The sequence below is a fragment of the Vibrio sp. 1727 genome, assembly GCF_033344415.1.
Classification (GTDB): domain Bacteria; phylum Pseudomonadota; class Gammaproteobacteria; order Enterobacterales; family Vibrionaceae; genus Vibrio; species Vibrio alginolyticus.
Genome location: NZ_JAWPOT010000003.1, coordinates 366,030 through 379,441, shown reverse-complemented (window position 1 = coordinate 379,441; position 13,412 = coordinate 366,030). Strand labels below are relative to the sequence as shown.

Below are 13,412 nucleotides of genomic sequence, written 5' to 3'. Positions count from 1 at the left end.
ACATAATTGATAAGTACTATGATCAAACGCTCTCTTTTACGTCGTATTCTTACAGCCACCGCGTTATTGACGGTGTCTTCTACTGGCTTTGCTGCCGATAAACTCAGTATTGGTATTACGCTTCAACCTTATTACAGCTATGTTAAAGCCGTTGTTGGTGAGAAGGCGGACATCGTTCCTTTGGTTGATGCTGGTTTTAATCCTCACAACTATTTGCCACAACCTAATGATCTTAAGCGCTTAAATGAAATGGACGTAATAGTGATCAATGGTATTGGTCATGACGATTTTGCACTGAAAGTGATCAAGGCTTCTCAGCGTGATGATCTCGTGGTTATCGAAGCGAACAAAGAAGTGCCTTTATTGCCTGCTATGGGGCAGTCTGTTGGTCAAGGAGCAGTGAACCCTCACACCTTTGTCGGTTTATCAACAACCATTCAAAAGGTTTACACCATCGCGAGTGAGCTAAGCCAATTGGACCCAGACAATGCTACGTTCTATCGCCAAAATGCTCGTAACTACGCGAAAACATTTCGCCTGATGAAGCGTGATGCAATGTTGTCTCTTGGTGAGTTGGACACGGCTGGTATGAAGGTGGCGACAACCCACAATGCTTACGGATATATCCTTCAGGAGTTTGGTGTTGACGTTGCCGCTGTCATTGAGCCTGCTCATGGTGTAGAACCAAGTGCAAGTCAGCTACAGGAAACGATAGAGAAAATTCGTGAATCGGGCATTGATGTTCTGTTTTATGAGCTCAATATGCCGAATCGCTTTGTTGATACCATCGAAGAGGCGACTGGGGTGCAGCTTTATCGCTTTTCTCACATGACTCACGGTGAGTATGAGGCCGATAAAGTCGAGGTTGAGATGCGAGATAATGTGGAAACACTAATCGAAGCCATGAAATTTGTGGCGAGTAAGCGAGCAGGGGAAAAGGCGTAATGACTGGACCTTCCATTTCCTTAAGTAACGTGGGCCTAAAATACGCCGACAATATCATTTTGCAGAACATCAGCGTCGAATTCGAGAACGCGAAATGTCACGTGATTATGGGACCGAACGGCGGTGGTAAAACCTCTTTGCTTCGTTCGGTACTTGGACTCACGCCATTTTCGGGAAACATAGCGCTCAATTGGCCAGAACCATCAGCTGCATCGGGGAAGATAGGGTATGTGCCACAAAAAGCGATGTTTGAAGCAAGCCTCCCGTTAACCGTGATGGATTTTGTACTGCTTAACCAAACTCGTATCCCTCTATTTTGGCGACGTAAAACGAAACAAACTCAACATGCCCTGGCCCAGCTGGATCGCGTGGGTATGGCAACGCGTAGCGACCGTCGTATGGGGCAACTCTCTGGCGGTGAGCAACAGCGTGTTTTGTTTGCGCAAGCTTTACTGGATGAGCCCAATTTATTGGTTTTAGACGAACCTACAACTGGCATGGATGAGCAAGGTGTTCGATATCTTGAAGGTTTGATTCATGAAGTTGTTGGAGAAGGCAAAACGGTGGTGGCAGTACATCATGACGTGACCGCCGTGCGCCGTTTAGATGCGCAGGTCCATGTCGTAAATCGTCAAATTGTGGCGTCAGGTCACCATTCAGATGTGCTAAGCCCTGATCGTATAGAAACATTATTCAAGCACTACACAGCAAAAGTGGAGGCTGCATAATGGATTGGTTGCGAGAGTTAGCGGTTAGCGGCGTTGAAGCTGGATGGTTAAGCGATAGCTTTTCTTATGCCTTCATGGTAAACGCAATTGTGGCAGCGCTGATATTAGGACCATTACTTGGTGGTCTTGGTACATTAGTCATCGCCAAGCGACTGGCTTTTTTCTCTGAAGCGGTTGGGCATGCTGCGCTTACCGGAATCGCGATTGGTGTGTTGCTCGGTGAGCCGCCAGAGAATCCGATCATCGGATTGTTTAGCTTTTGTATGATTTTTGCGCTGTTGCTTCACTTTGTTCGTAATCGTACGAATGTACCTTACGACACACTGGTTGGGGTTTTTCTTGCATTAGCGTTAGCGGTTGGTGCTGCGCTGTTAATGTACGTTGCTCGTAAGATCAACATTCACATGTTGGAGAACGTGTTGTTTGGCTCGATCTTGACTGTGACGGACAACGATATCCTTATTTTAGCGATCAGTTGTTTGATCATATTACTGCTTCTTATTCCAACGTTTAACCGCATTTTGCTAACTTGTATCAGCCCGGATATTGCACGTGTACGCGGCTTTAATACCAGCTTTTATGATTACTTATTTGTCATGATGATCACCTTGGTCACCATCGCCGCGGTAAAGATTATTGGCGCGGTATTGGTTGGTGCATTGCTACTGATTCCTGGTGCAACGGCTAGGTTATTGACTAAACGCATGGGCAGTTTTGTTCTCCTTTCTTCTTTATTGGCAACCATTGCGTGTTTAATAGGAACCATACTGCCGATGGAGCTTGAGCTACCAGTGCCATCAGGCGCATCCATCATCATTGTTTCTGCGGCATTTTTCCTAACAGCAACGGTTTACCGAATTATCCAAAAAGCGTAACCCTTTTTATAAAGTAATGAACATGAAGATAAAAAAATTAGCGATAACTTTTGGTTTGGTTATAGCGACAACACTTCCATCGTTGGCAAGCGCCAAAGACATTTTAACCAGCACTCCCGTCACGTACATGTTGTCTGAGCAACTCATGAAAGGTACAGGGATAGAGACTCAGTATCTGCCTCCAAAGCGTTACGGCGTTGAGCGTCTTGAGAACTGGTTCGCAAATAAAGGTACAGAGCAAGTTAAGCAAGCGGGTCAAGCCGCGACGGTTGCTATTACTCTTGGTGCGATTTGGAAACAAGACCCGACTTATGTTTACGCTCGACAGGGCAACATTCACTTGATTGAAATCGATGCATCGCAGGCCATTTCTCCTAGAGCTCAAGGAGTTGCAGTTCTGACATTGGAAAACGGGTCAACATCGAAGTACGCATGGCTGAACCCTACAAACTTAATCCGAATGGCGGGCATTGTTGGAGAGGATCTACAACGTGTATATCCTGAACACCAAAAGGCGATTCAAACGAATCAACAGGCTCTTATGCTCAATGTGCGTGAACTGATCAACCAACAACAGGCAGAGATCTTCGATAAAGGCATCGATTCAGTGGTACTGATGAGTGAGTCATTAGAGGACTTTGCCTCTGGCAACCAATTGTTTGTGGTTGGGCGCGAATTTAAGCCGGAACTTGAGTGGACAGAAGAAGACAAATTATCTTTAAAAGCTCAGTTTGAACAAGATAAAACGCTATGGTTAGTGACGGATAAACGACCGTCGAAAACCTTGACATCGCTTATTAAACCGAGCCGCATACTGCAAATTGATGTTATTGACCGCTGGGGCAGTAACGGTATCAAAACTGAGAAGCCACTCGCACGTTGGGAGATGTGACACGTAAAAAGCCACAGATTTTATGATGGGGAGTGAAAAGTTCCCTATTTTTTTGTGATTAAGCTCAAAATGTGAGCATTGATACCACTGGTTGCATAAGAAAGTGTTTGTTTCATTTCTATTTCATTACTACTTTGTTATGTGTTCGTTGCGATTGATTCGGATTTAATCTGTTTCTAAGCGAACCGGTACAAACAACTATACGGATGTTAACAATGAAAATGAAAACTCTAGCCGTTGCAGTGGCGGCACTAGCATGTGGTTCACAGGCCTTCGCAGCAGAAGTTTACAACAGCGATGGTACATCTTTATCGATCGGCGGTCACGTTTCAGTTGGCGTGGGTGAGTATTTCGAAGAAGAAGTAAAAGTTCACCAAGTGTCTCCACGTATCAATGTTGCGGGCAAGAAAGACATTGGCAACGGTATCACTATCGACGCTAAAGGCGAATGGGCACTTAACTACCTAAATGGTGGTAGCCAGTCGTTTTCAACTCGTTTGGGCTACATCGGCGCGACCCACCAGCAGTTTGGCCGTTTAGTGGGAGGTACACAGTGGTCTCCGTACTACGATGTCGCTGGCGTTGCGGATCTACCAATCGCGTTCGCGAACGACTTTTTGTACGACAATCACAACAATCTAGGTACTGGTCGTGCTGAAAAAATGATCAGCTACCGTAAAAGCTTTGAGTTTGGCGAAGGTTTTGCTTTCAACCTAGGTCTTGGTTGGCAAGGTGAAAATGATGATAGAGGCCTATCATTACAACAAAACCCTAACACAGGTCTTCCAGAATACGTTTCTAAAGGCAGCAAGTATGACCAACGTGGTCAAATCGCACTGAGCGGCTCTGTTGCGGGCTTTGGTCTAGGCTACGTATACAGCGGCGGTGATGTTGAGAATTCTGGTCTAGGTACTAAAACTGCTGAATCACACCTTGTTTCTGTAAATTACGGTGAGTATGGCTCTGGTCTGTACGCAGCTGTTGTATACGGCATGAACGAATACTTCTACGAGATGCGTGAAGAAACTACTCAGATTGAGGGCCTACTAGCGTACGGAGTCAACAATTGGACGTTCAGCGTTAACTACGAAGGTGTAGAAGACGACAAAGACAACAAGACAGTTTCAAGCGAAACTGCGCTACAAGCAGAGTACGCAGTAACTCCTGCATTTGTTACTTTCGCTGGTTACCAGTTTGACCTAGGTAACGACTACAACAATGAAGAGAACGACTACTGGACTCTAGGTGCTCGTTACTACTTCTAATAAATAGGCCAGTTTCTACTGCCTAAACACATTTATTGTGTTAACGCCTACTCGTTGTGAGTAGGCGTTTTTCTTTCTGCTATCCTTTGGCTATAAGAGACGCTAGTCATTCTGTGCTTAGGTAACCCCACTCTTTGTTTAGAGAGTGCGTCTATAAAAAATGCCCGCAACTTGCGGGCATTTTTGTTGTTAGAAGAGATGCAGTTCTATTAATACGCTTATTTTTTATCGAGTAAATCGAGGAAGAAGGCATACTCTAGCGCATCTTCTTTTAAGCGCTTAAATCGACCAGATGCGCCGCCGTGTCCGGCTTCCATATCGGTTTTGAACAACAAGACGTTATCGTCTGTCTTCATTTCACGAAGTTTGGCGACCCACTTCATTGGTTCAAAGTACTGTACTTGAGAGTCGTGCAAGCCAGTCGTTACCAACATGTTCGGGTAGTTTTGCGCCTTGATGTTGTCGTAAGGCGAGTAACTCAACATATAGTCATAGTATGTTTTGTTATTTGGGTTACCCCATTCATCATACTCATTGGTGGTCAATGGAATCGATTCATCGAGCATGGTGGTTACCACGTCCACAAACGGAACATGTGCACCGATACCGCGGTACAGTTCTGGTGCTTGGTTGATGATAGCCCCCATTAAGAGACCTCCTGCAGAGCCACCAACAGCGAAGACTTTATCTTTCGCGCCGTAGCCTTGTTCAACCAAACCTTTAGTCACATCAATAAAGTCGTTGAATGTGTTTTGCTTGGTTAGTTTTTTACCGTCTTCATACCAAGGGCGGCCAAGCATTTCAGATCCACGAATATGAGCAATGGCGTAAACAAAGCCGCGATCCAATAGACTCAAACGTGTCGAGCGGAAAGTTGGCTCAATGGTTGCGCCATAAGACCCATAACCATATTGGTAGAGTGGATTCGTACCATCTTTCTTAAATAAGTCTTTACGATACACCAAAGAAACGGGTACTTCTTTACCGTCACGGGCTGTGACCATGATGCGTTCTGATTGGTAATTGTCAGGATTAAAATCACCAAGTACAGGTGTTTGCTTCATGATTTCTGACCCGCCCGTTGTTAGATCGAAATCGTAGTAGGTTCCTGGAGTGGTTAAACTGCTGTAATAAATACGAACTTTCTCGTTATCCAGCTCTAGGTTACCTGTCAAATAGGCAGCAAACGCATCGTCATTAAATGTGAGGGGGAATTCTTTTCCTGTTGAAAGCTGACGTACAGTGACGCTTGCTAGGCCGTTAGAGCGCTGCTCATAGACGATGTGATCATCGAATAACTCGAAGTCGACAAGTTGAGTGTTGTCGTCTGCGGCAATCACATCTTGCCATTTAGAGCGGTCATGTATGTCATTTTGATGAACTTTCATCAAACGGAAGTTGACGGCTTGATAGTTAGTATAAATGTAGTACCAATCGCCTAGCTTAGAAATACTGTATTCAATGCCATCTTCGCGAGGATAGAACGGTTTCGCCTTTGCTTTAGGGTTGTTCGCATCAATGATAGAGACCCCACTGGTTTCTGTACTCGAATGCCAGATATAAATATCTTCGCCATCTTTGCTTTTGCTTAGTGAGGTGTAATAGGCGCTGTCGGTTTCCTCAAAAATCAGCTCATCGTTGCTTTGTGGTGTGCCCAATACATGACGATAAACTTGGTAGCCCAATAAGGTCTGAGGATCTTTTTTGATGTAGTAAAAGGCGTTGTTATCGTTCTGCCATGCGACAGCGCTTGAGGCCCCTTCGATTTCATCTTGTAGGTAATTGCCTGTTGTCAGGTCTTTGATCTTAAGGGTGTACACGCGGCGGCTTAATGTGTCTTCGCCATACGCCAATAAGTTTTCATTCGGACTAACGTATAGGCCGCCGATACTGAAAAATTCATGTTCTTTTGCTAGTTCATTGACATCTAAAATGATTTGTTTGTCTTTGCCTGCAAAGTCTTTAGCTCGCAAATGGACTTCGTACTCGTTATCTCCGGTCACTTCACTGGAGTAGAAGTAGTTGCCTTTACGAACCGGTACTGAGTTGTCGTCTTTTGCGATACGCCCTTTAATTTCTTCAAATAGCGTATCTTGAAATGTTTCAGTGTGCTTTAGAACGGTTTCTGCGTACTGATTTTCTTTCTCTAGGTGCTGTAAAATTTCAGGGTCTTTACGTTCGTCGTCACGCATCCAGTAGTAGTTATCAACGCGGGTATCGCCATGAATAGTCATCGCGTGAGGGACTTTTTTCGCAACCGGAGCTTGAGTTTGTTGAGCAACGATCTGTGTTTGGGAGTATTGAGTCATGCTGGGGATTCCTTGATTGCTGCATCCGGCGACAAGCGCGACCGAGACGGCCAACGTAGTTAAAGTGAAACGCATCTGATTTTATCCTTATTGTACACCCAAGTGGCCTCATCCTGAGGGCTGGGCTTTCATTTTGTTAGTGGTTTTCAGTTGTCCATTCTTTGTTATGGGGTATGCCGAAAAAGTGAGAATCCTCAATATTTTCGAGTTGGCTACTCAATTTGAAGGAAGCTGAAAACACATTGTGTAAGCAGCTGTTATTTTTAACAAATATCAATTCGAAAGTTAAATCATTCTCATCGGGAAATCGATATAGTGTGATATGAAAAAAGGGACACACTTGTTGAGTGTGTCCCTTTGGATTTTGAAAGTAAGCTGATAATGATCAGATAACTTGCGGTACTTCGTTTGAGTGATTGTGTGCTCGATTCACCCACATTAACCCAAGCATTGCAATTACCGACATTGCCATCATCATAATGCCCAAAGGCATCTGGTTATGCGCTGGAAATAGTGACGCGAGCAAAGTTGCGACACCTGCCCCCAAGTTTTGCATGCCACCCAATGTCGCGCCTGCTGTTCCTGCATGGTATGGGAATGGCGCAATCGCTCCAGTTGTTGCTGCTGGGAAGAGAATACCCGCACCCAAAAAGTACACGGTTGCGCCTCCAACTAGCGTTAACGCCGTGGTCAAACCAAACAAGCCTGGGATGAGCACAATAGCAGAGCCCACAAAAATAGAGACCAAGCCTACGTTTAAAGCACGACGCTCAGAGCGACGTCTTGCGATGTAGCTAGATAAGCCCGCACCCACCAAGTAACCTGGGATCGGCAATATAAACAGCAAACTTACCGTTGTTGCAGGTAATTCTAATACCCCACCTAACAACACCCCAGCCGCCGCTTCGAATACACCTACACCAGCGAATGTTGCAACCAGGCAAATCAAAAAGCCTTGAAAGCGACGGTCAGACAAAACGTGTTTGTAGCTTTTGGCTACTGGTTCGAATTTGCGTTTCTCTTTTGGTAGCGTCTCCATCATGCTTGTCATCATGGTGATCACAACCGCGATAGCAAATAGCGCTAAGAACAAGTAGCTCGACCGCCATCCGAAAGCTTCTGTTAGGTAACCGCCTAATACTGGTGCCATTAATGGTGAGAAAATCACACACATGCTAATTAAGCTGTTTGCTCTGTGTAGATCAGAGCCTTCAAAGCAATCGCGAGTCAGAGTGCGTGACATCGCACCGCCGCAGCCAATACCTAAGCCTTGGATAAAGCTACCAATCAAGAACCATTCAAATTGATGTGCAAATAATGCCACCAGTGTACCCGCGATGTAGATAAGCAGCCCGACGATGATGATCGGTTTGCGTCCCAAGCGGTCCGATAGTGTGCCATACGCAAATTGCGACAAGCCATATGGGATTAGGTAACAAGCCATCACAGCTTGAAGTGATGACGCAGATACCAAAAACTCGCCCGCCATATGACCGATTGAAGGCACGTACATTGTCTGGGTCATTTGACCCACGGCAGTCAATATAGCGATTAAAAAGGTAAGTTTCGCTAATGGAAACGAAGCAGACATTTGCGTATCTCTCCAAAAAATTTAAGACGTAAAAACCCTTAGCACTCTTTTACAGAGTGCCAACTGAATTCTTGTGTTGCGGGGGGGATTTGCGCGAGATAATAGTGCTTGCTTGTATAATTAGCAATCGAAAAGTGTGAAGTTGAGCAAGATAAAAATCTATGATTTCAATTAGAAAAACTAATCCGATTTTGTTTTCAAAAAGCGGTGCATTTCTTTGTCTAATTACGTTAAATTTTTTACTTTTCGTGAATAGAATGAGCCTTATAGGTAACTGGTTTTAATGGTTAAAGTGCAAAAATAAAGCGTCTGATCGGTTGAGGTGAGTTCAAGATGAAACGAGTGAATAAAAGGTAGAGGAAAGCATCAGAAAGAAAAGGGAGCCGAAGCTCCCTTAGAAATGATTATGTCTATTCGCGCTCAGATGCGTATGCGTAAAGCATTTCTAGTGCGATGGTTGCTCCCGCTAGTGCGGTAACATCACTGTGGTCGTATGGAGGCGATACTTCGACAACATCCATACCCACGATATTCATGCCGGCTAAACCACGAATAATTTTCAGCGCTTTGTCTGAGTTCAAGCCACCACAAACTGGTGTACCAGTTCCCGGTGCGAAGGCCGGGTCTAAGCAGTCGATGTCAAAAGTGACATATACTGGCTTGTCTGCGACGGTGCGACGAATTTCTTCTAGGATCTCGCTCACCGACATGTCATTCGCTTGCATCGCATTAATCACATTGAAGCCGTGATCTTGCTGTTTGTACTCCGTACGAATGCCGATTTGTATTGAGTTCTTCGCTGAGATCAAACCTTCTTTCGGCGCATGGTAGAACATCGTACCGTGGTCGTATGAACTGCCATTTGCATAGGTGTCCGTATGAGCATCAAAGTGAATCAACGCCATTTGGCCATGATGCTTCGCATAGGCACGCAGGATAGGTAGCGTAATGAAGTGGTCACCGCCCAATCCCAACATGGTTTTACCACTTTTTAGAATTTCACTGGTTGCCGCTTCAAGGCGGTAAGTAAAATCTTCCGCATCACCGCAATCGAACACGAGATCACCTGCGTCGATCACTTTCAGTTTATCCAATACGTTGAAGCTCCACGGGAACTTCTTACCTTCCCATGCCAAGTTGACTGAGGCACGGCGAATTGCATCTGGACCCATACGCGCACCTGGACGCCCAGATGTTGCCATGTCCAGAGGGACTCCCAACACCACAACGTCTGCGTCTGCCGATACCGGGTTACGAATGTACGGCAGACGTAAAAACGACATAGAGTTGGAGTAAAGCGAATAATCAGTTTTAGTAAACAAATCATTCATATCAGAAGTCCTCTAAATAGGTGTATCCTGCTAGACCTTGTTCTAGTTCTGCTAGGATTTGTGTTTGTTCATTGGCTTCAACTCGCTGTGAAACCAATTGTTTATAATTGTCACGAATCGCATCCACGTCGATATGAACGTAGCGCATCATGTCTTCTACACTATCACCTTCGTTGATGTAACTGATCTCAAATTGACCGTGTTCATCAACATTGACTACAGCACTGTGGGTATCACCAAATAGGTTGTGCATGTCACCAAGGATTTCTTGGTATGCGCCTACTAGAAAAAAGCCCATTAGGTACGGTTTGTCTTTGCTCCAAGCTGGTACAGGTAGCGTGCTCTCGATGCCTTGACCATCAACGTAGTGATCGAGCGCGCCATCAGAGTCACATGTGATGTCCAACATCACTGCACGACGCTCTTCCGCCTCGCCCAGACCAGAAAGTGGCAGAACAGGGAACACCTGATCAATACCCCAAGCATCTGGTAGAGATTGGAAGAGAGAGAAGTTCACGAAGAACTTATCCGCAAGACGTTCGCTCAACTCGTCCAGAATCGGACGGTGGAAGCGATTCTTAGTGCTCATCTTTCGGCTTAATTCGAAGTAAATGCGTAGTGACAATTGTTCTGCCCACGCACGTTGTTCCAAGTTAAGCACGCCTGTAGCAAATTGAGAGTGCACTTCTGCCAAATCACTTTGGGTATCATTGTAAATCTCAATTAACGCACGAGCGTCTGTACCATCTTGTAAGTTTTCCCAGTTTCGCCACATGTTTTGTAGCAAAAGCGGAGCGTCATCATCAAGCTCATGTACTTCTTCCGGTAGGTACGATTCGGTACCAATTACGTTAGAAATCAATACAGCGTGGTGCGCTGTTAGCGAGCGACCCGATTCCGAAATGATCACTGGCATTGGTTGTTCGTATTGCAGACACACATCGCCCACTGTGTTGACGATATTACGTGCGTATTCTGCAAGTCCGTAGTTCATCGAATTCGATGATTGGCTGCGTGTGCCGTCATAATCCACTGCCAAGCCGCCGCCCACATCGAAGTACTCGATGTTTGCACCGAGTGCGCGTAGTTCGCAGTAGAAACGTGCAGACTCGTTCACACCATTGCGTACATCACGGATGTTTGCCATCTGTGAACCAAGGTGGAAGTGAACCAGTTGCATCGCGTCTAGGTTGCCTTCGCGTTTAAGACGTTCAATAACGCTAAGCACTTGCGATGCTGATAAACCAAACTTCGATTTTTCACCGCCACTTGCTTGCCATTTCCCTGCGCCTTGAGAGGCGAGGCGAATGCGTAAACCAAGGCGCGGTTTTACGCCCAAACTTTTCGCTTCTTCTAGTACCAGATCCAGCTCAGAAAGCTTCTCTAGTACGATGAATACCTTGTGACCCAGCTTTTCACCGATCAGTGCAAGACGCACATACTCACGGTCTTTGTAGCCATTACACACGATCACGGAGCTACCTTGTTGAGCCAATGCAAGTACCGCCAACAATTCTGGCTTGCTACCCGCTTCAAGACCAAGCTGCTTGGTTTCTAGTTGAGCTTGGCTCGCTAGAATTTCATCCACCACTTCACGTTGTTGGTTTACTTTAATTGGGTACACCAACAAGTATTTGTTTGGATATTGGTATTCTTCAATTGCTTGGTTGAATGCGTGGCAAATACCATGCACACGTTGGTGCACGATTTGCGGGAAGCGTACTAATACAGGCAGATTTAACTGCTTCGCTTCTAGCTCATTTACAATAGCGCTGAAAGGGATTTGATGTGCACGATCACTACGTGGTGATACATATACTTCGCCTTGGTCATCAATGCCGTAGAAACCTTGGCTCCAGTAGTGAACGTTGTAGTCCGCGCGGATGCGGTCTAATTTAGTTGCTTTTTCCAACTCGATTCTCACAAAAATGTACTTAACTCCTTAATTAATTAGAAGGAAAAGTACAAAAAAGCAAATCATGAGGTATTTACCTCATACCCTGACACGAACTCCGTGTGCGCGCATTAACGGATAAAAGGGCCCTTGAGTCTAATGATTAAAATCTATCATCTCGATTATGATTTGTTGTCGTCGCTACGTGTGAATATTTGTTTACCGAAGCGTCCATTCTGCTGTTATAGTTGGTCTGACCAGTAAGGGTTCGGTCATGAAGCATCTCACTAAAATAAGGACATATTTTGCAGCTGCACAGAATTCAGGGGTACATTCAGACCATGTATCTCGCCGAATATCCCGATAAATTATTGTTGCTTGATGGTGCCAGTCGAGCAGACATTCCTCATCTTAAAGACTTTATTGAACATCAACTCCATCGTCCTTTTTCTGACCTAAAGTTGGTTGTTGTGACCCACATGCATCCAGACCATGCTGGTGGTGCGCACAAACTACGTGATTTAACAGGATGTAAGCTATTGGCCGCAAAGCGAGAGAGCCAGTGGTATAGCGGTGTAGACGGTTGGCTAATGCATTTGACCGATTTAATGTTAGCACGCTGGATGGCGAATCGGATGCGTAAACCAAAGCAAAACCTTTGGTATTCCCGCAAGTTAAATCCAGATATTGAACTTATTGATGGAGAGTTTATTCCTGGATTTGATGATTGGCAGGTGCTAGAAACGCTTGGGCATACCGACCGAGATCTGTCGGTTTATCATTCTGAACAAGATGTGCTGTATGTGGCGGATTTAATGGTGCAGGTGAAAAAGCATCTGATTGCGCCGTTTCCCATATTTCATCCGAATCAATATCGGCAATCATTAAAGCGTGTGTTTGAGATGAATCCGCAATGTTTGCTTTTGGCACATGGGGGAGAGGTGACTTTGGATGAAAAAGCGTATCAGCACATTTTGAATACAGCGCCGACTAAGCCAATGACGCACTGGCGAGTGACAAAAGTTAAAGCGAAGGGATTGTTGTTTGCGTTATTTCGTAGGAAATAGGCGAAGATAAAGCCAGACGAGTGATGCTCAACAAAAACGTTCGATCACTCATCTGAAGCTACGGGGTTAAGATGCCAATAAGTGAGATTGGCTAGGATCAACGAGCACTTTGTCTGCCATGCCCTGACGACCTAACAACATCATGTAAGTCATTTTTTCACGGTTAGTCAACGTAATGTCGATTGGCCATTGTTGGTCGCCCATACGCAGCATCGTTGTGATCACGCAGCGGTGCTCAAAAGTACCGTTAGAAGATTTAACCTTACGGTTTGCTTTTAGTTTCGCTGTGCAGCGAACCACTTGTTCTAAATGGTATACATCTGGGTGCAGATCGAATGCAACATAAGACTGACCATCTTTTTCAAAGCAATCAATATTGTCTACATGTAATGAAGAGGTTTGAGCGCCTGTATCAATACGCGCTTCAAGGTGAGTAATCCCTAACTCTGGCAAGCAAATAGCTTCGGCATTCCCAATGATCATTTTCTGATTCATAGTGTCATCCTAGCGACGAG

General features: G+C 45.2%; 11 protein-coding genes. 6 read left to right on the top strand and 5 right to left on the bottom strand.

Annotated features, from left to right (window positions below; genetic code table 11):
- Positions 1-18: 18 nt before the first annotated feature.
- The 5 genes from R8O10_RS06040 (at position 19) to R8O10_RS06020 (ending at position 4,705) form a co-directional block, all read left to right on the top strand.
- Positions 19-945 (top strand): metal ABC transporter solute-binding protein, Zn/Mn family, encoded by a 927-nt coding sequence (locus tag R8O10_RS06040; protein WP_033906234.1) that lies wholly within the window; start codon positions 19-21, stop codon positions 943-945.
- The gene (locus R8O10_RS06035; protein WP_033906235.1) at positions 945-1,673 is read left to right on the top strand and encodes a metal ABC transporter ATP-binding protein; all 729 of its coding nucleotides are present in this window, start codon (positions 945-947) and stop codon (positions 1,671-1,673) included. The genes R8O10_RS06040 and R8O10_RS06035 overlap by 1 nt, the downstream gene beginning before the upstream one ends.
- Positions 1,673-2,548: a metal ABC transporter permease gene (locus tag R8O10_RS06030; RefSeq protein ID WP_005374244.1), complete on the top strand. Its 876-nt coding sequence runs from the start codon at positions 1,673-1,675 to the stop codon at positions 2,546-2,548. Before R8O10_RS06035 ends, R8O10_RS06030 begins: the two co-directional genes overlap by 1 nt.
- A 22-nt stretch (positions 2,549-2,570) precedes the next feature.
- Positions 2,571-3,440, top strand: coding sequence for a metal ABC transporter solute-binding protein, Zn/Mn family (locus tag R8O10_RS06025; RefSeq protein ID WP_005374240.1), 870 nt, complete (start codon positions 2,571-2,573; stop codon positions 3,438-3,440).
- A 215-nt stretch (positions 3,441-3,655) separates the two neighbouring features.
- Positions 3,656-4,705: a porin gene (locus R8O10_RS06020; protein WP_005374238.1), complete on the top strand. Its 1,050-nt coding sequence runs from the start codon at positions 3,656-3,658 to the stop codon at positions 4,703-4,705.
- Between the two features lie 218 nt (positions 4,706-4,923).
- Here the strand turns inward: R8O10_RS06020 and R8O10_RS06015 are convergent, their stop codons facing one another.
- The 4 genes from R8O10_RS06015 to speA all read right to left on the bottom strand — a co-directional run bounded on the left by R8O10_RS06015 (position 4,924) and on the right by speA (position 11,848).
- Positions 4,924-7,089, bottom strand: coding sequence for a S9 family peptidase (locus R8O10_RS06015; protein ID WP_082240176.1), 2,166 nt, complete (start codon positions 7,087-7,089; stop codon positions 4,924-4,926).
- A gap of 310 nt (positions 7,090-7,399) precedes the next feature.
- A complete protein-coding gene (emrD, locus tag R8O10_RS06010; RefSeq protein ID WP_138939801.1) occupies positions 7,400-8,605 on the bottom strand; it encodes a multidrug efflux MFS transporter EmrD in 1,206 nt (401 codons plus the stop codon).
- Positions 8,606-9,015: 410 nt separating this feature from the next.
- Positions 9,016-9,936, bottom strand: a complete 921-nt coding sequence (gene speB, locus R8O10_RS06005; protein WP_238967341.1) for an agmatinase — start codon at positions 9,934-9,936, stop codon at positions 9,016-9,018.
- Position 9,937: 1 nt separating this feature from the next.
- Positions 9,938-11,848 carry an arginine decarboxylase gene (speA, locus tag R8O10_RS06000; RefSeq protein ID WP_412035160.1) on the bottom strand — a complete coding sequence of 637 codons (1,911 nt, stop codon included), beginning with the start codon at positions 11,846-11,848 and terminating at the stop codon, positions 9,938-9,940.
- Between the two features lie 323 nt (positions 11,849-12,171).
- Between speA and R8O10_RS05995 the strand changes: the two genes are divergently transcribed.
- On the top strand, positions 12,172-12,897 hold the full coding sequence (locus tag R8O10_RS05995) for an MBL fold metallo-hydrolase (RefSeq protein WP_005384195.1): 726 nt from the start codon (positions 12,172-12,174) through the stop codon (positions 12,895-12,897).
- A gap of 66 nt (positions 12,898-12,963) precedes the next feature.
- On the opposite strand, the gene R8O10_RS05990 is transcribed toward R8O10_RS05995, so the two are convergent.
- On the bottom strand, positions 12,964-13,392 hold the full coding sequence (locus tag R8O10_RS05990; protein ID WP_005384193.1) for an ATP-dependent zinc protease: 429 nt from the start codon (positions 13,390-13,392) through the stop codon (positions 12,964-12,966).
- Between the last annotated feature and the right edge of the window lie 20 nt (positions 13,393-13,412).